This is a genomic window from Micromonospora fluostatini, from assembly GCF_050410825.1.
Taxonomy (GTDB): Bacteria; Actinomycetota; Actinomycetes; order Mycobacteriales; family Micromonosporaceae; genus Micromonospora; species Micromonospora rosaria.
This window is the reverse complement of sequence record NZ_CP191251.1, coordinates 3,318,945-3,344,954: the sequence shown is the minus strand read 5'-3', so window position 1 is coordinate 3,344,954 and position 26,010 is coordinate 3,318,945. Positions and strand designations below refer to the sequence as shown.

24 protein-coding genes are annotated in these 26,010 nt (G+C 73.4%); 22 read left to right on the top strand and 2 right to left on the bottom strand.

Annotation, left to right across the window (positions count from 1 at the left end; genetic code table 11):
- Positions 1–3 precede the first annotated feature (3 nt).
- A complete protein-coding gene (ruvX, locus tag ACQUFX_RS14555) occupies positions 4–450 on the top strand; it encodes a Holliday junction resolvase RuvX (protein ID WP_428966561.1) in 447 nt (148 codons plus the stop codon).
- A complete protein-coding gene (mltG, locus tag ACQUFX_RS14550; RefSeq protein WP_428966560.1) occupies positions 450–1,652 on the top strand; it encodes an endolytic transglycosylase MltG in 1,203 nt (400 codons plus the stop codon). Before ruvX ends, mltG begins: the two co-directional genes overlap by 1 nt.
- A gap of 75 nt (positions 1,653–1,727) precedes the next feature.
- Here the strand turns inward: mltG and ACQUFX_RS14545 are convergent, their stop codons facing one another.
- Positions 1,728–1,922 carry a hypothetical protein gene (locus ACQUFX_RS14545; protein WP_428966559.1) on the bottom strand — a complete coding sequence of 65 codons (195 nt, stop codon included), beginning with the start codon at positions 1,920–1,922 and terminating at the stop codon, positions 1,728–1,730.
- Positions 1,923–2,276: 354 nt separating this feature from the next.
- Between ACQUFX_RS14545 and ACQUFX_RS14540 the strand changes: the two genes are divergently transcribed.
- The 3 genes from ACQUFX_RS14540 (at position 2,277) to ACQUFX_RS14530 (ending at position 7,105) form a co-directional block, all read left to right on the top strand.
- Entirely contained in the window at positions 2,277–3,113 is an 837-nt protein-coding gene (locus ACQUFX_RS14540) for a shikimate dehydrogenase (RefSeq protein WP_428966558.1), read from the top strand.
- 116 nt (positions 3,114–3,229) lie between these two features.
- On the top strand, positions 3,230–4,963 hold the full coding sequence (locus tag ACQUFX_RS14535) for a glycosyl hydrolase (protein WP_428966557.1): 1,734 nt from the start codon (positions 3,230–3,232) through the stop codon (positions 4,961–4,963).
- Between the two features lie 210 nt (positions 4,964–5,173).
- A complete protein-coding gene (locus ACQUFX_RS14530; RefSeq protein WP_428966953.1) occupies positions 5,174–7,105 on the top strand; it encodes a hypothetical protein in 1,932 nt (643 codons plus the stop codon).
- 139 nt (positions 7,106–7,244) lie between these two features.
- On the opposite strand, the gene tnpA is transcribed toward ACQUFX_RS14530, so the two are convergent.
- Positions 7,245–7,673: an IS200/IS605 family transposase gene (gene tnpA / locus ACQUFX_RS14525; protein ID WP_428966556.1), complete on the bottom strand. Its 429-nt coding sequence runs from the start codon at positions 7,671–7,673 to the stop codon at positions 7,245–7,247.
- Positions 7,674–7,695: 22 nt separating this feature from the next.
- On the opposite strand from tnpA, the gene ACQUFX_RS14520 reads away from it, so the two are divergent.
- The 17 genes from ACQUFX_RS14520 (at position 7,696) to aroQ (ending at position 25,986) form a co-directional block, all read left to right on the top strand.
- The gene (locus ACQUFX_RS14520) at positions 7,696–8,886 is read left to right on the top strand and encodes an RNA-guided endonuclease InsQ/TnpB family protein (protein ID WP_428966555.1); all 1,191 of its coding nucleotides are present in this window, start codon (positions 7,696–7,698) and stop codon (positions 8,884–8,886) included.
- A gap of 86 nt (positions 8,887–8,972) precedes the next feature.
- The gene (locus ACQUFX_RS14515) at positions 8,973–9,479 is read left to right on the top strand and encodes an acyltransferase (protein ID WP_428966952.1); all 507 of its coding nucleotides are present in this window, start codon (positions 8,973–8,975) and stop codon (positions 9,477–9,479) included.
- Positions 9,472–11,178 (top strand): lipopolysaccharide biosynthesis protein, encoded by a 1,707-nt coding sequence (locus ACQUFX_RS14510; RefSeq protein ID WP_428966554.1) that lies wholly within the window; start codon positions 9,472–9,474, stop codon positions 11,176–11,178. The genes ACQUFX_RS14515 and ACQUFX_RS14510 overlap by 8 nt, the downstream gene beginning before the upstream one ends.
- Positions 11,179–11,692: 514 nt before the next feature.
- The gene (locus tag ACQUFX_RS14505) at positions 11,693–13,009 is read left to right on the top strand and encodes an O-antigen ligase family protein (RefSeq protein ID WP_428966951.1); all 1,317 of its coding nucleotides are present in this window, start codon (positions 11,693–11,695) and stop codon (positions 13,007–13,009) included.
- A gap of 68 nt (positions 13,010–13,077) precedes the next feature.
- Positions 13,078–14,646: a lipopolysaccharide biosynthesis protein gene (locus tag ACQUFX_RS14500; RefSeq protein ID WP_428966950.1), complete on the top strand. Its 1,569-nt coding sequence runs from the start codon at positions 13,078–13,080 to the stop codon at positions 14,644–14,646.
- Positions 14,647–14,652: 6 nt separating this feature from the next.
- Positions 14,653–15,555 carry a sulfotransferase domain-containing protein gene (locus ACQUFX_RS14495; protein WP_428966553.1) on the top strand — a complete coding sequence of 301 codons (903 nt, stop codon included), beginning with the start codon at positions 14,653–14,655 and terminating at the stop codon, positions 15,553–15,555.
- Entirely contained in the window at positions 15,552–16,802 is a 1,251-nt protein-coding gene (locus ACQUFX_RS14490) for a hypothetical protein (protein ID WP_428966552.1), read from the top strand. Before ACQUFX_RS14495 ends, ACQUFX_RS14490 begins: the two co-directional genes overlap by 4 nt.
- Positions 16,803–17,009: 207 nt before the next feature.
- A complete protein-coding gene (locus tag ACQUFX_RS14485; protein WP_428966551.1) occupies positions 17,010–17,492 on the top strand; it encodes a glycosyltransferase family 28 protein in 483 nt (160 codons plus the stop codon).
- Positions 17,489–18,196, top strand: a complete 708-nt coding sequence (locus tag ACQUFX_RS14480; protein ID WP_428966550.1) for a glycosyltransferase — start codon at positions 17,489–17,491, stop codon at positions 18,194–18,196. Before ACQUFX_RS14485 ends, ACQUFX_RS14480 begins: the two co-directional genes overlap by 4 nt.
- On the top strand, positions 18,193–19,116 hold the full coding sequence (locus ACQUFX_RS14475) for a glycosyltransferase family 2 protein (protein WP_428966549.1): 924 nt from the start codon (positions 18,193–18,195) through the stop codon (positions 19,114–19,116). The genes ACQUFX_RS14480 and ACQUFX_RS14475 overlap by 4 nt, the downstream gene beginning before the upstream one ends.
- Before the next feature lie 150 nt (positions 19,117–19,266).
- Positions 19,267–19,923 (top strand): class I SAM-dependent methyltransferase, encoded by a 657-nt coding sequence (locus ACQUFX_RS14470; protein ID WP_428966548.1) that lies wholly within the window; start codon positions 19,267–19,269, stop codon positions 19,921–19,923.
- Positions 19,924–20,131: 208 nt separating this feature from the next.
- Positions 20,132–22,078, top strand: coding sequence for a glycerophosphodiester phosphodiesterase (locus ACQUFX_RS14465; protein WP_428966547.1), 1,947 nt, complete (start codon positions 20,132–20,134; stop codon positions 22,076–22,078).
- 132 nt (positions 22,079–22,210) lie between these two features.
- Entirely contained in the window at positions 22,211–22,693 is a 483-nt protein-coding gene (locus ACQUFX_RS14460) for a hypothetical protein (protein ID WP_428966546.1), read from the top strand.
- A 5-nt stretch (positions 22,694–22,698) separates the two neighbouring features.
- The gene (gene aroC / locus ACQUFX_RS14455) at positions 22,699–23,877 is read left to right on the top strand and encodes a chorismate synthase (protein ID WP_428966545.1); all 1,179 of its coding nucleotides are present in this window, start codon (positions 22,699–22,701) and stop codon (positions 23,875–23,877) included.
- Between the two features lie 8 nt (positions 23,878–23,885).
- Positions 23,886–24,392 (top strand): shikimate kinase, encoded by a 507-nt coding sequence (locus tag ACQUFX_RS14450; RefSeq protein ID WP_083978522.1) that lies wholly within the window; start codon positions 23,886–23,888, stop codon positions 24,390–24,392.
- Positions 24,393–24,469: 77 nt separating this feature from the next.
- Positions 24,470–25,549, top strand: a complete 1,080-nt coding sequence (gene aroB / locus ACQUFX_RS14445; RefSeq protein ID WP_428966544.1) for a 3-dehydroquinate synthase — start codon at positions 24,470–24,472, stop codon at positions 25,547–25,549.
- 2 nt (positions 25,550–25,551) lie between these two features.
- Positions 25,552–25,986 (top strand): type II 3-dehydroquinate dehydratase, encoded by a 435-nt coding sequence (aroQ, locus tag ACQUFX_RS14440; protein WP_428966949.1) that lies wholly within the window; start codon positions 25,552–25,554, stop codon positions 25,984–25,986.
- Positions 25,987–26,010: the final 24 nt, after the last annotated feature.

The following is a 26,010-nucleotide window of genomic DNA, read 5'->3' as shown; positions in this document are numbered from 1 at the left end:
AGAGTGACCGGGGTACGACTGGGCGTGGACGTCGGGCAGGTGCGCGTCGGGGTGGCCCGCTCCGACCCGCACGGGGTGCTGGCCACCCCGGTCGCCACCCTCGCCCGGGATCTCGCCGCCGCGCCCGAGGCGGTGCCGGCCGACATGGCGGAGCTGTCCCGCCTGGTCAGCGAGTTCGAGGCGGTGGAGGTGGTGGTCGGCCTGCCGGTGAACCTGGCCGGCCGGCACGGGCCCGCGGCGGTCCACGCGAAGGCGTACGCTCAACGGTTGGCTGATGTGATAGCCCCCGTACCGGTGGCGCTGAGCGACGAGAGGATGTCGACCGTGGTCGCGTCTCGTAGGCTGTCCGAGCGGGGCGTCCGTGGGAAGCGCCAACGTGCGGTGGTCGACCAGGCCGCCGCGGTCGAGATTCTGCAGAGCTGGCTGGACGCGCAGCGGAGGCGGACGTAATGATCGACGATCTGGACCTCGGGTTCGACGAGCAGGAGCGAGGGGAGAAGGGCCGGCACCGGCGCGGCTTCGTCGAGAGACGCAAGGGCAAGAAGCGGTCGGGCGGTCGGGGCAAGACGGCCTTCGCCCTGCTGATGGCCCTGGTGCTGCTCGGCGGCATCGGCGGCGGCGCGTTCTACGGTTTCGAGCGGGTCCAGGGCTACTTCACCACCCCCGACTACGACGGCGCCGGCACCGGTGAGGTGACCGTCGAGATCAAGCAGGGCGCGCTGATCGCCGACATGGCCACCGCCCTGCACGGCGCCGGGGTGGTGAAGAGCCCGAAGGCCTTCATCAACGCGGCGGACGCGAACGCCCTGGCCAAGAACATCCAGCCCGGGGTGTACAAGGTCCGCAAGGAGATGAGCGGCGAGAGCGCGGTGACCGCCCTGCTCGACCTGAAGAACAAGATCGTCAACGGGGTCACCATTCCCGAGGGCCGGACCGCCAAGGGCATCTTCAAGCTGCTCTCCGAGTACACCAAGATCCCGGTCAAGGACTTCGAGGCGGCGGCGAAGGACCCGGAGGCCCTGGGCGTGCCGGACTGGTGGATCACCCGCAGCGACGGCAAGAAGGTCACCAAGTCGGCCGAGGGCTTCCTCTTCCCCGACACCTACGAGCTGCCGCCGAACGCCACCGCCGAGACCATCCTCCAGACCATGGTCGAGCGCTTCCTCACCGTCACCGGCGAGATGGAGTTCGCCGACCGGGTGCAGAAGGAGCGCGGCGGCATCACCCCGTACGAGGCGCTGATCGTCGCGTCGCTGGCCCAGGCGGAGGCGGGCACGAAGGCCGACCTCGGCAAGGTCGCCCGGGTGGCGTACAACCGGGTCTACGGCGAGTTCCCCTGCAACTGCCTGGAGATGGACGTCACGGTCAACTACTACCTGGAGTTGACCGGTCAGAAGACCAAGACGTCCGCGGAGATGACGAGGGACGAGCTCCTCGACACGAAGAACCCGTACAGCCGCAAGCTCAAGGGACTGGTGCCGACACCGATCAACAACCCGGGCAAGGAAGCGCTGGAAGGGGCGATGGACCCCCCGACGGGCAACTGGCTCTACTTCGTCGCCGTCGACCGGGAGGGCAACTCGGCCTTCGCCGACACCTACGAGGGTCATCTGCGCAACGAGGCCAAGGCCCGCGAGGCGGGGATCATCTAGGTCCACCCCGTGCAGGGATGGCAGCGACCGGGCGGGGTGAAGGTCACGACCTTCACCCCGCCCGGTCGCTGTGGCTCAGCCGACCACCGGCGCGCCTGGTGGGATCTGGGAGATCCGTACGCAGCCGAGGGCGACGTACCGCAGGGTGCGGTTGTGGCCGACCTTCAGCCACCTGTTGCTGGTCGTGCCGTTGCAGGTGTACGAGCTGCCGGTGGTGACGCCCGTGCTGGCGGAGTTGCAGTCGGCCGTGACCGGGTACCAGCAGCTCACCACTGGCCCTCGTTGATCTGTGCGACGGCGGTGTAGCTGGTGCCCGCTCCGGTCCGGATCTTCACCGCCGAGTTGCCCGCTCGAGGGGTCGCTCCGGCGTTGAGCGTGCTAGCACTTGCCGGTGCGACGGCCAGTGACAGCGCGGCGAGAGCGCCGACGGCGGCCGAGGCGGTCAGTTTCCGGAACCGCATGCCTACGCCCTGTGTTGATCGACATGATGCATCGATGTAACCATGGGTGCTTCTGCGAGCACAAGCTGTCACGGTGGTGAGATTCTGGTGGCCGGTTGCGGCCGGGTGGCGCGGCTGTCGGCGTCGGCGTCGGCGTAGCCTTGGGTCATGCGGAGAACTGTCGGTGGCTGAGCCCCGAACTGCACGACGGGCGGCGGTGATCGGCACGCCGATCGCGCACTCCCTCTCCCCGGTGATCCACCAGGCCGGGTACGCCGCCGCCGGGCTGACCGGCTGGTCGTACACCCGGATCGAGTGCGCGGAGTCCGAGGTCGCCGGCCTGGTCGCCGGCCTCGGCCCGGAGTGGGCCGGGCTGTCGGTGACCATGCCCGGCAAGGAGGCGGCGCTGGCGGTGGCCGACGAGGTCTCCCCGCTCGCCGCCGCCGTCGGCGCGGCCAACACGCTGGTGCGCCGCCCGGACGGCTCCTGGTACGCGGACAACACCGACGTGACCGGCATGGTCGAGGTGCTCGGCGCGGCCGGGGTGGGCGCGGGCGCCACGGTGACGGTGCTCGGCGCCGGTGGCACCGCGCGGGCGGCGCTGGCCGCGGCGGCCCGCCTCGGCGCGGCCTCGGTGACCGTGGTGGCCCGCCGCGCGGCGGCCGTCGACGACCTCCGCCCGGTCGCCGCCACGCTCGGCCTCGCCCTGACCGGTGCCCCGTGGACGGCGGCCGGTACGCACGCCGACGTGGACGTGCTGGTCTCCACGGTGCCGAAGGGGGTCGCCGACCCGATCGTCGGGGGGCTGCGCTGGCGGCCGGGGGCGGTGGTTTTCGACGCGCTCTACGACCCCTGGCCCACCCCGCTCGCCGCCGCCGCCCAGGCGGCCGGGTGCCGGATCGTCTCCGGGCTGGACCTGCTCCTCGCCCAGGCGGTCGGCCAGTTCGCGCAGTTCACCGGGGTCACCGCGCCGGTGGCGGCGATGCGCGCCGCCCTCGTCGCCGCCCGCGCGTCCCACTAGCCGACAATTCTTAGCTGCGGGTTAAGACGCGCTGACGCGGCGCTGTGGTGTCGAAGTCCGGTGCCGGTCGTGGCTACGCTGCATCCCGTACCACAGTCGACACAGGGAGTGTTCTCGTGACCAGGCGTGGAGTTCACCGCCTCACCCGGTACACCGGGTCGCGGCGCAGGGCCGCCATCCTCGGTGTCCTCAGTGTCGGCGTGGTGGCCGGCCTCGTGGCCACCATGATGCCGTTGCTGGCCGACGACGACGCCGCGCTGGTGGCGGTCGCCGACACCACCGCCACGACGGTGCCGCAGGACGGTGACAACGGCGCGAAGACGACGCTGGCCACCTGCCCGGCGCCCTGCGACGGGAACCCGCGTGGCACCCGGGACGCGGTCATCCGGTTCGCGGTGACCGACCTGCCGGCCACCGCCGTCAACATCCGGGCCACGCTGCGGGTGCACACCTGGCGCGACGCCGCCGCCGCGGTCACCGCGTACGCCTCCACGGTGGACGCCGGCGAGTCGCGCCCCGCGCCGGTGGAGTTGGGCGACGTGCTCGACTCGGTGTCCACGGTGACCAGGGGCTTCAACGAGTGGGACGTCTCGGGCCTGGTGCGCGGAAACGGCACCGTCACGGTGGCGTTGGCGCAGTCCGGGCTGGACACCCGGATCTACTGGGCGTCGCGGGAGAACCGCGACCCGGGCCTGCACCCGCGCCTGGTGCTGAGCTACGACGTCGGCACCGGGGCGAGCCCGACGGTCTCCGCGCCGCCGCCCACCTCCGCGCCGGCCACCCCGCCCACCCCGAGCGCGACGCCCCGGACGGAGCCCCCGGCCACCCCGAGCCCGACCCGCCCCACCGCCACCACTCCCGCCCCCGCCCCGACGACGCCGCCGGCCAGCGGCTCCGGCCGGTGCGGGACGGTGTCGCCGATCCTGGTGCCCTCCTGCGGCGCCTGGTGGGGGATGTACTCGCCGGCCTCCGCCGGTAACGGGTGGGACCACGGCCAGTCGGTCGCCGACGTGGAGGCGCAGGTCGGGCGGACGTTCGACGTCGTGCACCGGTACCACGACTTCTCCAACTCCGGCAGCAACGGAGCCTTCCCCGACCGGTACCAGCAGGAGCAGATGCGGCAGGGGCGGATCCCCTTCTTCGCCTGGGAGTCCCGCGTCTTCTCCAGTGGCACCGTGCTGACCTGGGCGGACGTCTACAGTGGTCGGCACGACGCGACCATCGACGCGGTCGCCGGCCGGATCAGGGCGATTGGCTCCCCGGTCTTCATGGGCTTCGACCACGAGCCGGAGGACGAGCCGGCCAAGGGCAGCGACGCCGACTTCGTCCGGGCCTGGCGGTACGTGCACGACCGGTTCGAGCGCGCCGGGGCGGACAACGCGGTCTGGGTCTGGGTGATGATGGGCTGGTCCGGCCACCACCACCGGTACGCCGGCCTCTACCCGGGTGACCGGTACGTGGACTGGGTGGGCTACGACCCGTACAACTTCCACGTCTGCAACGGCAGTACGGTGTGGAAGAGCCCGCACGACACGGTCGGCGGCTTCTACCGCTGGCTGGACGCGAACGGCATCGGGGCGGGCAAGCCACGGATGCTCGCCGAGTTCGGCACCAACCTGCACCCGGACGATCCGGACGCCAAGCGGCGCTGGTTCGAGCAGTTCCCGGCGGCGTTGAAGGCGCACCCGAAGATCAAGGCAGCGATCTACTTCAACTCCCCGGGGATGACCCGCAAGACGAGCACGTGCGACATGACCATGAATCACGACGCCTCCGCGCTCGCCGGCTTCGCCGCCGCCGGCCGCGACAGCTACCTGCGGCAGCCGACGGGGCTGGGCAAGCCGCGCTGACCTGGTGTCCACCCGGGGCGGTCGGTCCGGTCCGGACCGACCGCCCCGGTGTCGGTAACTCGATTCACCGACCGCCCAATCGGCGGATTTCCCTTTTCGCTCCCCACGAGGGACGCTACGCAGGTTCTTGTTCTCCCTCCGTTGGAGCAAAGCGTGCCCGTTCCCTCGCTCTACCGGCGTACCGCCGGTTCCCTCCGCGTCCGCGCGGCGCTGCTCGCGACGGTGGTCGGTCTCACGGTGCTGTCCGTGCCCGGTGCCGCGTCCGCCGCCGTGGTCCCGGTCCCCGCGCCGGCCACTCTGGTCTCGACCAACCCGGCCGACACCACCCCGCACGCCCGCGACGGTGAGACCCGCGCCTTCGCGCAGGTCGGCAACACGGTGTACGTGGGCGGCAGCTTCACCCAGATCCGGCCCACCGTCACCGCCGGCTGGACCACCCAGCGGTACCTGTTCGCCTACGACCGCACCACCGGGGCCGTGTCGACGACCTTCCTGCCGGTGCTCGACGGCGCGGTCAACGCGCTGATCGCCGGTCCGGGCGGCACCGTGATCGTCGGCGGCGCGTTCAAGACCGTCAACGGGGTGGCCCGGCGGAACCTGGTCGCGCTCGACCCGGTCACCGGCGCCATCGTCGACTCCTGGGTCGGCCGCTCCGACGGGGGCAACGTGCGCGACCTGGTCCTGCACGGCAACCACCTCTACGTCGCCGGGGCCTTCAACTGGCTCAACGGCGTCGCGCGCGCCGGCCTGGCCCGGCTCAACGCCACCACCGGCGCGATCGACCCGGCCTTCGTCGTCAACGCCTCGGTCGGCCGGCACGAGACCACCTCGTACGTGTGGACGATCGACGTGTCGGCCGACGGCAGCACCCTGGTCGTCGGCGGCAACTTCCTGTACCTCAACGACCTGCCGCGCAACCAGATCGGCCTGGTCGACCTGACCGGCACGCCCAGCGTGATCGACTGGAGCTCGGAGAAGTTCGTCGCGCCCTGCGGCAACCCGGCGACCTTCGTGCACTACGTGCAGGACGTGCGGTTCGGCGCGGACGGTAGCTGGTTCGTGGTCGGCACCAACGGCGGGTCGGGCTGGCCGTCGGCGTACTGCGACGCGCTGGTCCGGTTCGAGACCGCGGCCCGGGGGACCGGGCAGCTCGCCACCTGGGTCAACTTCACCGGCAACGACACCATCACCTCCGTCGAGGTGGCCGACGGGGCGATCTACCTCGGTGGGCACTTCCGCTGGCTGAACAACCCGAACGCCAGCGACGTCGCCGGCAACGGGGCCGTCGACCGGCTCGGCATCGGCGCGGTCAACCCGGCCACCGGGATGCCGCTGAACTGGAACCCGCGCCGCAGCGGCGGCTCGTCGCTGCCCTCCGGGGCCAGCAACTGGGGCTCCTCCGTGCCGGTGCTCTGGCGCGGCACGGACGGGCTCTACTTCGGCCACAACTCCGACGGCATGGGCGACGAGTACCACGGCCGGCTCGGCATGTTCCCGCTGGCCGGCGGGCGTACCGCGACGCCGCGCAACGCCCAGTCCGCCACCAGCGGCAACCTGCACCTGCGCACCGTCAACGGGGAACTGGCCAAGGTCCCGTTCAACGGCACCACGCTCGGCGTGCCGACCACGGTCAGCCAGCCGAACTGGACCGGCGCCGGGGCGACCTGGCAGGTCGGTGACCGGATCTACTGGTCCCGGCAGGTCACCGGCTCGCCCACCGGCAGCCGGATCGACATCTCGCTCTACAACGGCACCACCATCGGCGCGCCGTGGGAGGCCTCCGGCTACAACGACTGGTTCACCCCGGCGAACCTGACCGGCGCGTTCTTCCTGGACGGCCGGCTGTACTACACCCGGACCGGGGCGTCCGGGCTGTACTACCGGTACTTCGAGACCGACGGCAACTACCTCGGCGCCACCGAGTTCGCCGTCCCCACCACCGGGACCACCTGGTCGGCGGTGCGGGGCATGGCCTGGGTCGCTGGCAAGATCGTGTACGGCCACACGGACGGCTCGCTGCGGTCGGTGCCGATCGACCCCACGGCCACGCCGGCGGTGGCCGGTGCCTCGGCGACCGTACTGGCCCCGGCCAGCGCCGGCCTGACCTGGTCACAGCCGGCGATGTTCTTCTCCGTACAGTAGCGATCGACCGATCGTGATGAATACTCGGTAAATTGGACTACCGGGGGCCGGTGACGAGTCTCGTCGCCGGCCCCGCGACGACGAGGAGGGGAGGTATAGGTGATGCGCGAGCTCGGCCGTTCAGGGCCGAGTGAGCGGGCTATCCCGGACGTTTCTGCTGTTCGATGTACTGCCGCACGGTACTCACCGGAGCTCCCTCGCAGGATGCTGCGAAGTACGACGGCGACCACAGACGGCCGTGCAGGAACGCCTGGTCGGTGCGGTCGGTGAACTCCTGTCGCAGCCGCCGGCTGGACACCCCCTTGAGGGAGTTCACCAGCCGGGACAGGGCGACGGTAGGTGGGTAGTGGACCAGCAGGTGCACGTGGTCGTCTTCGCCGTTGAACTCTCGCAGTTCGGTGTCGAAGTCGGCGCACACGTTCCGCATCACCTGTTCGCAGCGGGTGAGCATGGCGTCGTCGAACACGCCGCGACGGTACTTCGTGACGAAGACCAAATGCGCTTGCAGGTTGATTACAGTGCTGCGGCCCCTTCGGATATCGGGGTCATGGGTCCATCGTGGTGACATAGACCAATGATAGGATGGGGGTGTGCAGGTGCGTTACCGCTACCGACTGAACCCCACCCTTGGCCAGCGCGCCGCGCTGGCGAAGGCGTTCGGGTGCGCGCGGGTGGTGTTCAACGACGGGCTGCGGCTGCGCGAGCGGGCACGCCTCGCCGGGGGCGGTTACGTCAGCAACGGCGACGTGCAGAAGACGGTCGTCACCGAGGCCAAGAAGACCCCCGAGCGGGAGTGGCTGGGCGAGGTGTCGTCGGTGGTGTTGGTGCAGGCCGTCAACGATCTACACCGCGCCTACCGGAATTTCTTCGACTCCCTCACTGGGAGGCGTAAGGGCCGCCGGGTGGGTGCGCCCCGGTTCCGGTCGAAGCGGGGCACGCAGTCGATCCGGCTGACCCGTAACGGTTTCACCCTGCGCGGCAGTGGTCGGCTGTATGTGGCGAAGGTCGGCGACATTCCGGTGGTGTGGTCGCGGGATCTGCCGTCGCAGCCCAGCTCGGCGACGGTGATGCTGGACGCGGCGGGCCGGTACTGGGTGTCGTTCGTGGTGGAGGTCCCCGAGGCGCCGCTTCCCGACAACGGCCGTGAGGTGGGTGTCGACCTTGGGCTCACCCACTTCGCGATCACCTCCGACGGGGTGAAGGTCGACAACCCGCGCTGGCTGCGGATCAAAGCCCGGCACCTGGCCCGCGCACAGCGGGCGTTGTGCCGCAAGAAGAAGGGCTCCGCGAACCGCCGAAAGGCAGCCCGCAAGACCGCGAAGTTGCACGCTCGGGTGGCGGACACCCGGCGGGACTGGCTACACAAGTTGTCGACCACGTTGATCCGCGACAACCAAGCGGTGTACGTGGAAGACCTCGCCGTGTCCGGGATGGCCCGCACCAGGTTGGCGAAGTCGGTGCACGACGCCGGCTGGTCAACGTTCGTTCGCATGCTGGAGTACAAGGCTGTACTGAACGGGCGTACGTTTGGGAAGATCGACCGCTGGCATCCGTCAACCCGCACCTGTAGCACGTGCGGGTTGCTCGGCGACAAGGTCAGCCTCGCTGTCCGGTCGTGGACCTGCCAGTGCGGCGCGGCCCACGACCGTGATGTGAACGCAGCAAAGAACATCCTCACGGCGGGACGCGCTGAGAGGTTAAACGCCTGTGGAGGCGACGTAAGACCACTGCGTGCGGTGGCGGTTGCCGGTGAAGCAGGAACCCACCGGAGCGCGGCGTGAGCCGCGCGGAAGGAATCCCGGCTGCTCAGAACCGGGAGGACGTCAATGGCGTCGCTCGTGCCCGCCGCGGCCCGGTGCTGCGCGCGGTGTACGCGTTCCGGCGGGGCTGGTACCGGTTGCGCTACCGCCGGTTGACCCTCGGCCGGGACGTCGAGATCCGGGGCCGGATCCGGCTGCGGCGCGGGGTACGGGTGAGCATCGGCGACCGGACCCGGGTCAACAAGCTGGTCCGCTTCGCCGGGCCGGGCGAGGTGCGGGTGGGCGCGGACTGCCTGCTCAACGCCACCTGGATCGGCTGCTGGACCTCGGTCACCATCGGTGACCGGAGTCTGCTGTCCAACTGCGAGCTGGTCGACAACGACTTCCACAACCTGCCCCCCGACCTGCGGCACGAGCCGGCCACCGACCGGACCCGGGCGCCGATCGTGATCGGTGAGAACGTCTGGGTCGGCGCGCACGCGCTGGTGCTCAAGGGCGTGCGGATCGGTGACGACAGCGTGGTGGGAGCGGCTACGGTGGTCCGCACCGACGTGCCGCCCCGGGTCGTCGTGGTCGGCAACCCCCAACAGACGGTGAAGAAGTTCCATGACTGATCCCAGCCCCGCCGGATGGTCCGCGACCGAGCGGCCGGGTCCGCCCGCCCGCACCGTCACGATCACCGATCTGCTGCGCATCCCGCTGCACCGGATCCGCCTGGTCGGCGGGATTGCCGCGGCGGGTCTGCTCGCCGCGCTCACCTTCGTGCTGCTGGCCCCCTCGGCGGTGACCGCCAACGCGGTGGTCGCGGTCCGCCCGGTGGTGACCGACGCCTTCACCCCGACCGGGTCGAGCCCCGACCGCGCGGTGAACATGAACGTGGAGAGCGGCATCGCCACCGGTACCGACGTGGTGGGGCGGATCGCCACCGCGAACGGCCAGAGCCCCCGGGACGTGCGCAACGCCCTGGAGGTGGAGATCCCCACCGGTGGCCAGATCCTGCGCTTCGTCTACCGGGCCCCCTCGGTGGAGGAGGCGGTCGAGATGGTCAACCTCGCCGCCCAGTCGTACCTGGACGTCCGGCGGGAGATGTACGAGAAGCAGCGCACCGAGATGCTGCGCGCGTACGACGAGAACATCAGCAACGTCACCAGCCAGCAACGGGCGTTGCAGCGGCGGATCGACAACGCCGACGGCCGGGTCTCCGACGCGACCGTGAGCGAGCTCTCCGGGATCAACAACCAGTTGGGCCAGCTCAACTCGGCGCGCAGCGAGATCGCCGCCGTGGACGTCAACCCCGGCTGGGTGACCCAGACCGCCGAGCCGGCCCTGGCCTCCCGGGACGGCAACCGGATGCTCTTCCTGGTCGCCGGGCTGCTCGGCGGCACGCTGGTCGGCGTGGTGGTGGCGTACGCCTGGGAGTCGATGGACCGGCGGGTGCGCTCGGTGACCGACGGCCGGGAGGTGACCGGGCTGCCGTTGCTGGGCACGGTACGCCGCCGCCGGGTGCCGCCCGGCCGGGGGCAGCCGGTCGACGCCGACGTGCGGTACGTCGCGATGGCCATCGCCGCGCAGGTGCGCCCGCCCGCCCGGGTGGCGGTGCTGACCGCCCGCGAGGACCCGACCACGACCACGGCCGGGCTGGCGGTGGCGCTCGCCGCCGACGGCCGTCCCGTCTTCGTCGCCGACGACAGCGGGCGGGCCGGGCGGCTGCGCGACGCGGTGGTCGCGGGCCGGTCCCGGCTGCCCCTCGACCGGCCCGGCGCGACCATCGACGGCTCGGCCGTCCAGGGCCGCTCCCCGGTGGCGCTGGGTCGCCCGGGGACCGTGCCGAAGCCCCGTCCGGGTGGCGCCTCGACCTCCGGTTCGGTACCCGTCGCCGGGGCCTCCGGCGCGGTCCCGGTGCCGACGGCCAACCCCACCCCCGGGCCGACGGCGGGCCGGCGGCCGTCGCCGTACCCGGTCGGCGCCCGTCCGTCCAGCGACCCGGAGGCGACGGTGACCCTGCCCCGGGTCTCGTCGAAACGCGACGGCGAGTACGGGCGCACCGTCGACGCCGAGGACATCGCGGTCGGCTCGGGGACGGTCCGGATCGGCACCGCCCGGCAGGGCGTCGGTCAGCCCCTGGTGCTCTACAACGCGCCGCCGGCCGAGTCCGACGAGCGGGGCGTGGCGCTGGCCCGGCAGGGCACGGCGGTGGTCGTGGTCGAACGGGACCGGACCCGGCAGGCCGACCTGCGTCGGCTGGTGGAACGGCTGCGGGCGGCGGGGGTCACCCCGCTGGGCTTCGTGCTGACCCGCAACGGTCATGGCTGAGCCGGTCCCCGGCGGTCCCGAGCCGAACGTCGCCGGTCCTGAGCGGCAGGCCGCCGGGACCGGGCCGGCTCCGGCCCGCCCGCCCGGGTCCACGGTGGCCTCCGCCCGGGTTCCCGCTCCCGACCCGACCGCCTCGCCCCCGGTGTCCGCCTCCGCCCCGGTGTCTCCGTCGGCCCCGGTGTCCGCGCCGGTACCCGCCGTCTCGGGGCCCGCCGCGCCGGTACCCGCCGTCTCGGGGCCCGCCGCGCCGGCACCCGCCGTCTCGGGGCCCGCCGCGCCGGTACCCGCCGTCTCGGGGCCCGCCGCGCCGGCACCCGTCGTGTCGGGGCCCGTCGTGTCGGCCACGGCACCGGCATCCGTGCGGGCGGCGGCATCCGTGCCGGCACCCGCGTCGACCCCCACCCGGGCCGTGGCGGCGGTACCGGCGGCCCCCGCCCCGCCGGCACCGGCCCCCGCACCCGTGTCAGCCTCCACACCCGTGCCGGCCCCCGCACCCGTGTCGGCGTCGGCACCCGTGCCGGTGGTGGCGGCAGGATCGCCGGCACCCACCGGGGCGGGATCCGCGCCGCCGCGGCTGCCGCTGTGGCCGTTGGCGCTGATGTTCGGTCTGGTGCCGGTCTGGTGGCTGACCGGGGCCTTCTACCTCGGCTGGCCGTTGCTCGGGGCGGTGCTGCTCACCCTGCTGGTCACCCGGGGACGGGTGCCGTTGCCGCCGGGCGCGGGGATCTGGCTGCTCTTCCTCGCCCTGGTGGCGCTGAGCGTCACCCAGTTGCAGAGCGCCGCCTCGGTGCTGACCTTCGCCCTGCGGCTGGCGTTCTACCTGACCGCGCTCGTGGTCGGGTGCTACGTCTACGCCGTCGCCCGGGAACGCGCCGACCAGGTCGTGGTGCTCATGCCGCTGGCCGCGTTCTGGCTCGGCCTGGTCGTGCTGGGCTGGCTGGGGGTGCTGGTGCCCCGGTTCGAGATGACCACGCTGGTGGAGGCGCTGCTGCCCGGCGGGCTGGCCCGGACCCCGTTCATCCGGGACATGGTCCACCTCAACACCGCCGAGTTCAATCCGCGCTCGCTCACCCCGATCTACCGGCCGGCCGCGCCGTACGCGTACACCAACAACTTCGGCAGCGCGTACGCGATGACCCTGCCCTGCATCGTGGCGCTGACCGCGCTGCTGCGGCGCGGTCTGCTGCGTTGGGTGCTGCTGGTCTCGCTGCCGCTGTCGCTGGCCCCGGCCTTCCTCACCCTGAACCGGGCGATGCTCCTCAGCCTCGGCGTCGGGCTGCTCGTGCTCGGGATCCGGGCCAGCCTGCGCGGCAACCTGCGGGTCGCCGCGTCGATCGTCGGGGTGGCCGTCGTCGGCGCGGTGGCCACCCTGTTCATCCCGGTGTTCGACCTGATCGGCGACCGGGTGGAGCGCAGCGACACCAACACCGACCGGTTCTCGCTCTACCAGGAGGTGCTGCGGCGCATCGCGGACTCGCCGTGGCTGGGGTACGGGGCGCCGGTCAACGTGGACACCGTCTCCGCAGACGCGCCGATCGGCACCCAGGGGCAGTTGTGGATGGTGCTGTTCAGCCACGGGGTGCCGGCGCTGCTCTGCTTCCTCGCCTGGTTCGTGGTGGCGTACCTGGGCTGCTCCCGGGCGGTCTCCGCCGCCGGCCAGTGGTTGGCCGTGGTGCCGGTGGTCTGCCTGGTGCAGGTGCCCTTCTACGGCATGGCCAACCAGAACCTGGCGCTGGCGTTCTTCGTGGTCTCCTTCGCGATGGCGCTGACCGAGCGGGAACGCGCCGCCGGCCCCGGCCGGCTGCCGAACGCCCCGGCGGTGCCCGCGTGACCGCCGTCGAGCCCCGGCCGGACCGCCCGACCGGCCCCGCCGTCATCCCGGGCGGTGCTGTCACCGCCATCCCGGGCGACGGCCCCGCCGTCACCCCGGGCGACGGTCCCGTCGACGGCTCCACGGAGGCGCGGCGCAGCGCCCGCAGCGGGGCGGCCGGCCTTGTCGGGGCCGCCACCAGTGGGTTGTTCGGCTTCCTGCTCGCGGTGGTGATCACCCGGGGGTACGGTACGGTCGGCTCGGGCGCCTTCTTCGCGGCGATCGGGGTGGTCACCGTCGCCACCGCGATCTGCACCCTGGGCGCGGAGACCGGGCTGATGTGGGCCCTGCCCCGGCGGCGGATCGGCCGGACCGGGGACGCCGCCCGGCTGCTGCCCGTGGCGCTGCTGCCGCCGCTGCTGGTCGCGTTGCTGGTCGCCGGGATCGGCGTGCTCGCCGCCGGCCCGCTCGCCGGGCGGCTGCTCGACGGCTCCGGTACCGCCGGCGCCCCGCTGCTGGTGGCCGCGTTCGTCGCGGTACCGGTGGTGGTCGCGATGACCCTGCTGCTGGCGGCGCTGCGCTGCGTACGCCCGATCCGGGCGTACGTGGCGGTGCAGTTCTTCCTGCTGCCCGTCGCCCGGCCGGTGCTGGTCGGGGCGGCGGCGCTGGTCGGCGGCGGGCTGGTGCTCGGCCTGACCGGGTGGCTGGTGCCGGCGGGCATCGCCCTGCTGGCCTGCCTGGCGCTGGTGGCCGGGCCGGTCGGGCTCGGCCGGGGCGTCGAGGTGCGCCCACGGCCGGCGGACTGGCGGGCCTTCTGGGGCTTCGCGCTGCCCAGGGCCGCGTCGGCGGCGATCGACGCCGGCAGCATGTGGGTGGGGGTGCTGCTCACCTCGGCCCTGGCCGACCAGGCGCAGGCGGGCGTCTTCGGCGCGGTCGGCCGGTACGTGCTGGCCGGGCAGTTGGCCATGCAGGGGCTGCGGGTCGCCGTCTCGCCGCAACTGTCGCGCCTGCTCGGCCAGGGGGAGCGGGCGGCGGCGGCCACCGTGCACCGGCAGTTGACCACCTGGGGGCTGGTGCTGTCCTGGCCGGTGTACCTGCTGCTGGCCGTCTTCGGGCTGGCCTTCCTCCAACTCTTCGGGCCGGAGTTCGCGGCCGGCTCGGCGGCGATGACCGTGCTCGCCCTGGCCATGCTGGTCAACACCGGCGTCGGCAACGTGCAGAGCCTGCTGCTGATGGGCGGGCGCAGCGGGCTGCACCTGGCCGCCGCGCTGGCCGGGCTGACCGGCACGATCACCCTGGGCCTGCTCCTGATTCCCGGGTACGGGGCCACCGGCGCGGCCGTGGCCTGGGGCACCGGCATCGTCACCGAGAACCTCATCGCCGCCGCCTGCGCCCGCCGGCTGGTCGGCCACCCGCTGACCGACCGCGCCATGCTGCGGGCGGCGGTGGCCACCGTCGCCGGGGTCGGTGCCGCCGCGGCGGTCGGCGTGCTGGCCGCCGGGCGGGGGATCCCCGGGCTGGCCGTGGCGCTGGGCGTGCTCGCCGTCGGCACCCTCGCCCTGCTGACGAACCCCCGGGTGCGGCGCGGCATCCGGGCCATCCTGGCGCAGATCCGGGGCGGTCGGCCCGCCCCGCCCCAACCCTCGAAGGGCAGGTGAGGCGCGGTGTCCTCGATCCGGGACCGCGTGAAGCAACTCGTACCGACCCAGGTGACCGAACGGGTCCGGGAGAGCCTGGTCGACTACGGCGTGCGGACCAGTGACCGCCGCCCGCTGCCGGACTTCCTGATCATCGGCACGAAGCGCGGCGGCACCACCTCGCTGTGGAACTACCTGATCCAGCACCCGCTGGTGCCGCGACTCTTCCCGGCCTGGAACACCAAAGCGTCGCACTACTTCGAGGAGCACTGGCGACGCGGCGAGGCCTGGTACCGCAGCCACTTCCCGACGGTGCGGCAACGGGCCGCCCTGGAGAGCCGGCACGGTGGCCCGGTGCGGGTCGGCGAGGCCGCGCCGCTGTACATGTTCCACCCCCTCGCGGCGCAGCGGGTGGCGGCGCTGATGCCCCGGGTGAAGCTGATCGTGCTGCTGCGCGATCCGGTGGAGCGGGCGTACTCGCACTGGAAGGAGCGCCGGACGCACGACATCGAGCCGCTGGACTTCGCCGCCGCGCTCGCCGCCGAGCCGGAGCGGACGGCGGGGGAGCGGGAACGGCTGATCGCCGAGCCGGAGCACTTCAGCGAGCCGTACGACTGGTACACGTACCGGGCGCGGGGCCGCTACCTGGAACACCTCGAACCGTGGCTGGAGCGGTTCGACCGGTCGCAGTTCCTCTTCCTGCCCAGCGAGGACCTGTACCGCGACGCCCGCGCGACGTACGCCCGCACGCTGGACTTCCTCGGCCTGCCCGGCCACGACCTGCCGAACTTCAAGGTGTACAACGACCGGCGGTCCGCGCCGCTGGACCCGGCGGTCCGGGACGAGCTGACCGCGTACTACCGGCCGTACAACGCGGCCCTGGCGCGGCGGCTGGGCATGACGTTCGACTGGCCGGACCCGGCCGCGTGACGGCGGCGCAGGACGTCCGGGCGCGGACCGACGGGTTGGGCTGGGTCAGCCGGGCCGTCTTCGGCGACCCCCGGATCGGGCTCACCGTCGGCGACGGCGCGCCGCCGGGGCACACGGTGGTGGCCCGGTACACCGTCGTGCCCTCGGTCGAGCGGGCCCGGTTCCTGCTGCCCCGGGGCGCGGTGCGGGCCACCGCCGCCGCGCTGCTGGCGTACAACGCCCTGCGCCCGCCGAAGGTCCGCGCGGTGCGGGCCGGGCTGGGCGCGCTGGCCCGGGTGGGGGTGCTCGACGCGGCCCGGTTCCCGACCCTCACCGTCTCCCTGCCCGAGGGCGTCGACCCGGCCGGGGCGCTGCTCGCCGCGCACCTGGCCGACGTGCTCGACGTGCGGCCGGCGTACGCGGCCTGCGGGGTACGTCCACCGGACCCGAACCACAAGCCCACGTTGCAGGTCTTCGCGGCGGACGGCCGGCCCCTCGGGTACGCCAAGATCGGCTGGAACGACGCGACCCGCGCGTTGGTGGCCGCCGAGTGCGCCGCGCTGCGCGCGCTGCCGGCCGTGTCCGGCGTCGGCGAGCACCCGGCCGCGCCCGGGCTGCTCGCCGAGCTGACCTGGGCCGGTCAGGTGATCGCGGTGGTCGACCCGCTGCCGCTGTCCGTGCGGGGCGTCCCGGCCGACGACCCGCCCCGGCTCGGCGCGCTGCTCGCGGTGGCCCGGCGTGGGGGGCCACCGACCGAGCCCCGCCCGCTGGCCGGCTCCACCTTCCTCGCCCGGCTCGGCGCGGAGGCGGCGCGGGCGGCCGAGGCGGAACCGGCCGGGGAACGGGCCGTCGCGGCGGTGGCGGCGCTGGCCGGACGGCACGGCGGCACCCGGGTCGAGTTCGGACACTGGCACGGCGACTGGGTGCCGTGGAACCTCGGCGTGCACGACGGTCGGCTGGTCGCCTGGGACTGGGAGCACAGTGGAGCGGACGTGCCGGTCGGCTTCGACCTGGCCCACGACGCCTTCCAGCGGGCCCTGGTCCTCGACGGCCGGTCGGCGGCCGAGGCGGCGCGGGCGGTCGACGCGCACCTGGCGCGCCACGGGGAGCGGCTGGGCCTGTCGGCGGCGGGCCGGGCGCTGGTGGCCGACGCGTACCTGATCGAGATGTGGCTGCGGACCTGGCGGCTGGCCTCGGCCGGGGCCGGCTGGAACGCGGCGCTGCATCCCGCTCTGCTGGACACCGTCGAGAGACGACATTACGACTGAACTCGGGGTTGCCACCAGGTGGATCCGGTGGGTGGATCGACGAAACCGCAGGTGAGAGCGTTGTCGATCATCGGTTGCGCAGGTCCGGGCCGGTGCGGTGCGGATAATCGGTCCGCCAACGGATTTCTGGCTGGGGTCGACCTGTGGTCTCCTAGCTTCCGATTGTCGCTGCTGACGAGGATTCCGGGCGTGCTTGTGGGGAGTCGCGTGGACACAACCGTCGAGGACCCGGCCGGTCCTCCCGCTCTGCTGCTGGTCGGTTCCAGCGGTGGGCACCTGGCCCAACTGCTGGCGTTGCGGCCGTGGTACGAGAGGTGGCCCCGGTGCTGGGTCACCTTCGACACCCCCGAGGCGGTGTCGCTGCTGACCGGTGAGGACCTGGTGCCCGCGTACCACCCGACCACCCGCAACATTCCCAACCTGCTGCGCAACGCCTGGCTGGCGGTGCGGGTGCTGCGTCAGCGCCGGATCGCCGCGGTGGTCACCACCGGCGCCGGGGTGGCGGTGCCGTTCGTGGTGCTCGCCTGGCTGCGCGGCATCCCGACCGTCTACATCGAGGTGTACGACCGGATCGACACGGCGACGCTCACCGCCCGGCTCTGCCGGCCGTTCCTGTCGGCCATGCTCGTGCAGTGGGAGGAACAGCGCCGGCAGTACCCCGAGGCGACCGTGGTGGGAACGCTGCTGTGACCGGAGACCCGACGACGTCCGCCCCGGGCGCCCCGCAGGTCGGCGCCCCGGCCCGGATCCCCCGGCAACGGCCTCCGCAGGCGGTCGAGTCGACCACGACCACGCCGGCCGGCACCGGCTCCCGGACCCGGCTGCTCGTCGCGGTGGGCACCGACAAGCACCCCTTCGACCGGTTGGTCGGCTGGCTCGAACAGTGGCATACCGGTGTCGCGTTCCGGGTCGAGCTGACCGTCCAGCACGGGCACACCCGGGCCCCGGCCGCACCGGGGGCGACGCCGTTCCTCGGTCACGCCGACCTGCAGACCACGATGGCCGCCGCCGACCTGGTGGTCTGCCACGGCGGCCCGGCGACCATCCTGGAGGCCCGCCGGCACGGGCACCTGCCGATCGTGGTGCCCCGCGATCCGGCGTACGGCGAACACGTCGACAACCACCAGCTTCTCTTCGCCCGCCGGCTCGGCGCGGCCGGCCTGGTGGCGCTCTGCGAGTCCCGCGACGCCCTGTTCGCGGCGCTGGAGGCCGGTCTCGCCGACCCCGGCCGGTTCACCGTGACCACCGACGAGGCTACGGCCGCCGCCCGGCTGGCCGCCGTCGAGCGGGTCGGGCAGATCGTGGAAGGGCTGGTGGCCGCCGCCCCGCGCCGGCGCAGCCGGCCGTGGTGGCGGCCGGGAGGCCGCGTGACGGACGGAGAGCCGACCCGATGACCCAGCAGTACCCGACGGTCAGCGCCGTGGTGCCCACCCGGGACCGCCCGGAGTTGCTGCGCGCCGCCGTCGTCGCGATCCTCGACCAGGACTACCCGGGCCGGATCGAGGTGGTGGTGGTCCACGACCAGTCCACCCCGGACCGCTCCCTGGAGGAGCTGTCCCGGCCGGGCCGCCGGGTCCGGGTGATCGCCAACGACCGCTCGCCCGGGTTGGCCGGGGCCCGCAACAGCGGCACCCTGGCCGCCGAGGGTGAGCTGATCGCCTTCTGCGACGACGACGACGAGTGGCTGCCCGGCAAGCTGAGCGCCCAGGTGACCGCCCTGACGGCCGTGCCGGGGGCGGAGTTCGTGAGCTGCGGCATCCGGGTCAGCTACGACGGCCGCAGCGTGGACCGGGTGCTCGACCGGGAGACGATCACCCTGGCCGAGCTGCTGCGGGACCGGATGACCGAGCTGCACCCGTCGACGTTCGTGATCCGCGCGACGGCGCTGCGCGACGGCTTCGGCCTGGTGGACGAGGAGATCCCCGGCAGCTACGCCGAGGACTACGAGTTCCTGCTGCGCGCCGCCCGCAGTGCCCCGCTGGTCAACCTCATGGTGCCGTACGTGCTCGTCCGCTGGCACAAACGGTCCTACTTCGCGCAGCGCTGGGACACCATCTCGGCGGCGTTGCAGTGGTTGCTGGAGCGCTATCCCGAGTTCGCCACCCAGCCGGCCGGACAGGCCCGGGTCACCGGGCAGATCGCCTTCGCGCGGGCGGCCTCCGGGGACCGGCGGGGCGCGGTGCACTGGGCCCGGCGCACGATCCGGGACAACCCCCGGGAGCCCAGGGCCTATCTGGCGCTGGCCGTCGCCGGTCGGATGGTCCGCGCCGACGCGGTGCTGCGGACGCTCCACAAGCGCGGCCGGGGCATCTGAGCACGGATCGTCCACGTGGCACGCCGACCGCCGGTCGGCCGGCGGCAGGGACCGCCGCCCCGGAGGCCGACCGGCGGCGTGCCGAGCGTCACTGACGGATCATTTCAGTACGGTGGCGGACATCAATGTGGCATAGCAGTATTCATCTTCATGGTGCTGCATTCGGTCAGGTTCCGACTCGTCGACTCGCCCACCTCTTTCGGGGCCAGACGCCGGGAGCGTCGGGCGGCGTGGATGTCGCGGATGTTTCCTGATCTGGCGGACATGGACATTCTCGACCTGGGTGGCCGGGTGGAGAACTGGACCCGGGTTCCGGTCCGGCCGAAGCGGGTGCACGTCATCAATCTTGAGCCGTTGCCGACGGAGCTGCCGGAATGGGCGGAGGCGGATCACGCGGACGCCTGCGAGTTGCCGACCGCAATTCGCACCCGCCGCTACGACCTGGTCTTCAGCAACAGCGTGTTGGAGCACGTGGGCGGGTACGAGCGCCGGCGGCGGATGGCCGAGGCGGTCCGTGATCTGGCACCCGCGTACTGGGTGCAGACCCCGTACCGGTACTTTCCCGTGGAGCCGCACTGGGTGGCGCCGGGAATGCAGTTCCTGCCACTGCCGGCACGGGTATTCGTCGCGCGGACGTGGCCGCTGGCCTACAACCCGGGCAAACCGTACGAGTTGGCGATGAAGCAGGTTCTCACCACCGAGTTGATCGGTCGGGCGGAGATGCGGCACCTCTTTCCGGACGCCGCCATCCGCAGTGAACGGCTGCTGGGCATGACCAAGTCCCTGATCGCGATCCGGACCGGATGACCACCCGGTAGGCGCGCGGTCCAGCCTCGACGGAAAGCCCGTCCCGACGGGTGGCTGCCGGGCCCGCAATGCCCACCGGGCGGCGCCGGCACCCCACGATGACCCTCGACCGTGGAGGTCGGTGGCCACCTGCCGGAAACCTGGTCGGTGTCGACAGTCGCCCTGCGCGCCACCGGCCGTTCCGAACCCGCCCCTAGCGTCGGCGCCCATGCTGACTTTTCGCTGCTCCGCCCTGCTGCGGCGGGCCCTGCGGCCGGTGACCGCCCGCCGGCTGGCGGGATCGACCCCGCCCGGCCGACCGTCCCGTCTGGTCGCCGTCGGCGCGGCGCTCGCCGTGACCGGTGGGCTGGTCGCCGCCGTCCACCCCGCCGCGCCGGCCGCCGCCCAATCGCCGGACGTCGTCGTCGACGAGGACTTCTCCGCCGGTACCCTGCCGGCCGGCTGGCGGGCGGTCGACGGTGAGTGGACGGTGCGCGACGGCCGGCTGCGGGGCACCGCCACCAGCGGCACCAGGAAGATCACCTTTGGCCGGCACCTGACCAACTTCCGGTTCGAGGCCGCCGTACGGTTCGAGTCGGTCGCCGAGCCGACCCGCTGGACGGCGCTGGGCCTGGACGTGCCCGCCGACGGCTCCACCCCGTGGTGGATCGCCACCATGCGCAGCGGCACCACGGCCGCCAACGGGCTGGAGTTCGCCCAGCTCACCACCGGCAACGCCTGGAACGTCACGAACACCGCCGCCGCCGGGTACGCCGCCGGCACCGGCCGGGACGTACGCGTCGCCATCGAGGTGCACGGCAACCGGGCCCGCTGGTTCCTCGACGGCCGTCAACTGCTGACCACCAGCAGCCTGGCCCGCTCCGCCGACGGCGGACAGGCGCTGGTCGTCAACGGCGGCACCGTCTCCTTCGACGACGTCCGGGTCACCGAACTGCCGGACAGCGGGTACCTGCGCCCCGAGGGCGCCCCGATGACCGTGATCGCGCACCGGGGCGCCTCCTCGGCCGCCCCGGAGAACACCCTGGTCGCCCAGGAGGTCGCCCGCCGGGCCGGCGCGGACTTCGTGGAGAACGACGTGCAGCCCAGCAGCGACGGGGTGCCCTTCGTGCTGCACGACACCACGGTCGACCGGACCACCCCGGGCACCGGCCCCATCCGGAGCCTCACCGCCGCCCAGCTCAAGACCCTCGACGCCGGGTCCTGGTTCGCCCCGCACTTCGCCGGGGCGGCGCTGCCGACCCTGGCCGAGCAGCTCGCCGACCTGCGGACCCGGGGCGGCAACCTGCTGCTGGAGATCAAGGGCGCACACACCCGTGACCAGGTGGCGACGATCGTCGAGGTGATCCGCGCCGAGCGGATGACCGGCCGGGTCTTCGTGCAGAGCTTCGACGTCGACGCCCTGCGGTACACCCGCGACCTCGCCCCCGAGCTGCCCACCGGCCTGCTGCGCGGCACCCTGGATGCCGACCCGGTGGCGACCGCCCGGGAGCTGGGGCTGACCGCGTACAACCCGTCCGGGGCGGCGCTGGCCACCCGGCCCGGGATCGTCGCCGACCTGCACGCCGCCGGCATCGCGGTGATGGTCTGGACGATCAACTCCCCGGCCCAGTGGAAGCAGCTCGACGACCTCGGCGTCGACGGCGTCATCACCGACCGCCCGGCCGAGCTGGCCGGCTGGAACGCCGCCGGGCAGCAGCCCGACGAGGGCAACGAGCCGGGCGTCACCGTCAGCATCGCCGCGCCCGCCGACGGGGCGAAGCTGAACCGCGCCCAGCAGCCGGTGCTCACCGTGCCGGCCACCGGCGCCGACACGGTCAGCGTCACCCTGGACGGCCGTCCCGTGCCGGTCGGTGAGCCGCTGGACCTGCGGACCCTGGCCCTCGGCACGCACACCCTGCGCGCCGAGGCCACCGGCCCCGCCGGCACGGTCACCACCGCGAGCACCGTCACCGTGACGGCCACCCAGGCCGGCCTGGGGCACCTGATCCTCACCTCACGGGCCGAGGAGCAGGCGCTCACCGTGCTGCTCAACCACCTGGTCAAGGGGCGCTACGACGAGCTGTCCCGGTACGCCGACCGGCAGGCCGGCAAGCTCGTCCCGGCGGGCGTCGCCCGGGTGATCGCGGGCGACGCCCGGATCCTCGCCGACCGCTGAGTCACCCGTGGTGCGCCACCGTCCGACCGTGCGGCACACCACAGTGGACGGAGCTGGTTTCGCCGCCGCCCGGACGTGGTACCCCTCGCTGTGGGGACCCGCCGGGCGGCGGGCCCGGTGACGGGGGCGGCGATGGACGGACGACGGCTCTGGCGGTCGGCGCTGGGGCATGCGCCGCGGCTGCTGGCCATCGTCGCGATCGGCCTGCTGGTGGAGATGGCGTACCCGTCGCTGTTCGGGCGGTCGCCCTCGCCGCCGGGGTTCGTGCCCGTTCTCGGTGTGGCGGGCTACGTCGGCACGTACCTCGGGTACCGGCACGACCAGCGGCGGCCGGGTGGTCCGCGCCACCGCAGGCCGACCCGCCGCGTGACCACCCTCCAGGCGCTCACCCTCCTGCCGCTCAGCCTGGCCGCCGCGTTCGGGATCACGGCCGTCGACGGGCCGGCCGAGGGTCGCTGGTGGCGGCTGTCGCTCGCCGTCGTGCTGTTGGCGGTCGGGGTCGCCGCCGGGGTGGCGCTGTGGCGGGACCGGGCGGCCCGGCGGCGGGCCAAGCCGTCCGCAGGGCGGGACGCGCCGGGCGGTACGCGGGCGCGGCCACCGGGCGTGACAGACTGACCGCTGTGTTGCGCTGGTTGACTGCAGGTGAATCGCATGGTCCCGCCCTCGTCGCGCTGCTGGAGGGCGTTCCCGCCGGGGTCGAGGTGACCACCGGTGAGATCGGCCGTGAGCTGGCCCGCCGCCGGCTCGGCTACGGCCGGGGCGCGCGGATGGCGTTCGAGCAGGACGAGATCGAGATCATCGGCGGGCTGCGGCACGGCGTGACCCTGGGCAGCCCGGTGGCGATCCGGGTCGGCAACTCCGAGTGGCCCAAGTGGCGCACCGTGATGGCCGCCGACCCGGTGGACCCGGACGAACTGGCCAGCCAGGCCCGCAACGCCCCGCTCACCCGCCCCCGGCCCGGCCACGCCGACCTCGCCGGGATGCAGAAGTACGGGCACACCGACGCCCGGCCGATCCTGGAGCGGGCCAGCGCGCGGGAGACCGCCGCCCGGGTCGCCGTGGGGACGGTGGCCAAGGCGCTGGTCAAGCAGGCCCTCGGCATCGAGATCGTCTCGCACGTGGTCGAGCTGGGCCCGGTCGCCGCCAAGCCGGGCCTGCGGCCCACCCCGGCCGACGCCGAGCAGATCGACGCCGACCCGCTGCGCTGCCTCGACAGCGAGGCCAGCGCCCGGATGGTCGCCGAGGTCGACGCCGCGAAGAAGGCCGCCGACACCCTCGGCGGCGTGGTCGAGGTCCTCGCGTACGGGGTGCCGCCGGGTCTGGGCAGCCACGTGCAGTGGGACCGCAAGCTGGACGCCCGGCTGGCCACCGCGCTGATGTCGATCCAGGCGATCAAGGGCGTGGAGATCGGCGACGGCTGGCAGCAGGCCCGGTCCCGGGGTTCCGAGGCGCACGACGAGATCGTGCCCACCGCGACCGGGGTGCGTCGGGTCACCGACCGGGCCGGCGGTCTGGAGGGCGGCATCACCACCGGCGAGCCGCTGCGGGTGAAGGCGGCGATGAAGCCGATCTCGTCGCTGAACCGGGCCCTGGCCACGGTCGACGTCACCACCGGCGAGCCGGCCACCGCCATCAACCAGCGCTCCGACGTCTGCGCGGTGCCCGCCGCGGCGGTGGTCGCCGAGGCGATGGTGGCCCTGGTGCTGGCCGAGGCGACGGTGGAGAAGTTCGGCGGCGACTCGGTGGCCGAGATCCGCCGCAACCTGGCCGGGTACCTCGACGCCCTGGTCATCCGGTGACCGCTGCCGTGACGAAGCCACTGGTCGTGCTGGTCGGAGCGCCGGGGTCGGGCAAGACGACGGTGGGCGAGACGCTCGCCGCCGGGCTCGGCGTGGCGTTCCGCGACACCGACGGCGACATCGAGCGGATGGCCGGCAAGCCCATCCCGGAGATCTTCGTCGACGAGGGGGAGGAGCACTTCCGGGCCCTCGAACGGGCGGCCGTGGCGGCGGCGCTGGCCTCGCACGCCGGGGTGCTCGCCCTCGGCGGCGGCGCGGTGCTCGCCGAGGAGAACCGCGCCGCCCTGATCGGGCACACCGTGGTGCACCTGTCGGTGGAGCTGCCCGACGCGGTCCGGCGGGTCGGGTTGGGGGCGGGCCGGCCGTTGCTGGCGATCAACCCCCGGGCCACGCTGAAACACCTGATGGACCAGCGCCGGCCGCTCTACACCGAGGTGGCCACCGCGACCGTGGTCACCGACGGGCGTACCCCCGACGAGATCGCCGACGAGATCGTCACGCTGCTCAAGCGCTGACCGTCGCCGGTACCGCCATCCGGGCACCGCCGGGCGTCGGCCGGCCCGCCGAACCCGGCTCCACTAGGCTGCCCCCGATGGACGAGGAGACCCGGATTCCGGTCGGCGGCGAGCGGCCGTACGACGTACTGGTGGGACGTGACCTGCTCGACGCGCTGCCCGGCCTGCTGCCGGGGGCGGACCGCGTCGCGGTGCTGCACACGCCCCCGCTGAAGGACCTGGCCGACGCCCTCGGCGAGCGGCTGCGCGCCACCGGGGTCGAACCGCTGCCGATCGAGGTGCCCGACGCCGAGGCGGGCAAGCGGATCGAGGTCGCCACCGACTGCTGGGAACGGCTCGGCGCGGCCGGCTTCACCCGCACCGACGCGGTTGTCGGGGTGGGCGGCGGCGCGGTCACCGACCTGGCCGGCTTCGTCGCGGCCTGCTGGCTGCGCGGGGTGCGCTGGGTGCCGGTGGCGACCTCGCTGCTGGGCATGGTCGACGCGGCGGTGGGCGGCAAGACCGGCATCAACACGGCGGCCGGCAAGAACCTCGTCGGCGCGTTCCACCCCCCGGTCGGGGTGCTGGCCGACCTGGCCACCCTCGACAGCCTGCCCGCCGCCGACCTGGCCGCCGGGCAGGCCGAGGTGATCAAGTGCGGGTTCATCGCCGACCCGGTCATCCTCGACCTGGTGGAACGGGATCCGGCGGCGGCGACCGACCCGACCGCCCCGGTGACCCGGGAGCTGATCGAGCGGGCGATCCGGGTGAAGGCCGACGTGGTCTCCGGTGACCTGCGCGAGTCCGGGGTGCGGGAGGTCCTCAACTACGGCCACACCCTGGCGCACGCCATCGAGAAGGTCGAGGGCTACCGGTGGCGGCACGGGCACGCGGTCGCCGTCGGCCTGGTCTACGCGGGCACCCTGGCCCGGCTCGCCGGCCGGCTGGACGAGGCGACCGCCGAGCGGCACCGCAGCGCCGTGGCGGCGCTCGGTCTGCCCACCAGCTACCCCGCCGACGCCTGGCCGCAGTTGCTGGCCACCATGCGGGTGGACAAGAAGGCGCGCGGCAACCGGCTGCGGTTCGTGGTGCTGGACGGGCTGGCCCGCCCGGCGATCCTGGAGGGCCCGGACGACGACCTGCTGCACGCCGCCTACCGCGAGGTGGCCCACCCGTGAGCGTGCGAAGGGTGTACGTGCTCAACGGCCCCAACCTGGGCCGGCTGGGCACCCGCCAGGTCGACGTGTACGGGGTGACCAGCTACGCCGACCTGGTGGAGCTGTGCGAGTCCACCGGCAGGGAGCTGGGGCTGGACGTCACCGTCCGGCAGACCGACGCCGAGCACGAGCTGCTGGGCTGGCTGCACGCCGCCGCCGACGAGGGCGCGGCGGTGGTGCTCAACCCGGCAGCCTGGTCGCACTACTCGTACGCGGTCCGGGACGCCTGCGCGATGCTGCGGGGCCCCCTGGTCGAGGTGCACATCTCCAACATCCACGCCCGGGAGGAGTTCCGGCACCACTCGGTGGTGTCGGCGGTCGCCACCGGGGTGATCTGCGGTCTGGGCGTCGACGGGTACCGGCTCGCCCTGCGGCACCTGGCCACCCTGGCCGGCTGAACGCTGCGGCGGGTCACCCGGCCG

What these genes read in the sequence shown, in the direction of transcription:
- ACQUFX_RS14465 (WP_428966547.1), top strand. Translation starts at nt 20,132, where the DNA reads ATGCTGACTTTTCGCTGCTCCGCCCTGCTGCGGCGGGCCCTGCGGCCG.
- aroB (WP_428966544.1), top strand. Translation starts at nt 24,470, where the DNA reads ATGGACGAGGAGACCCGGATTCCGGTCGGCGGCGAGCGGCCGTACGAC.
- tnpA (WP_428966556.1), bottom strand. Translation starts at nt 7,673, where the DNA reads ATGTCACCACGATGGACCCATGACCCCGATATCCGAAGGGGCCGCAGC.
- mltG (WP_428966560.1), top strand. Translation starts at nt 450, where the DNA reads ATGATCGACGATCTGGACCTCGGGTTCGACGAGCAGGAGCGAGGGGAG.
- ACQUFX_RS14510 (WP_428966554.1), top strand. Translation starts at nt 9,472, where the DNA reads ATGACTGATCCCAGCCCCGCCGGATGGTCCGCGACCGAGCGGCCGGGT.
- ACQUFX_RS14475 (WP_428966549.1), top strand. Translation starts at nt 18,193, where the DNA reads ATGACCCAGCAGTACCCGACGGTCAGCGCCGTGGTGCCCACCCGGGAC.
- ACQUFX_RS14470 (WP_428966548.1), top strand. Translation starts at nt 19,267, where the DNA reads ATGGTGCTGCATTCGGTCAGGTTCCGACTCGTCGACTCGCCCACCTCT.
- ACQUFX_RS14460 (WP_428966546.1), top strand. Translation starts at nt 22,211, where the DNA reads ATGGACGGACGACGGCTCTGGCGGTCGGCGCTGGGGCATGCGCCGCGG.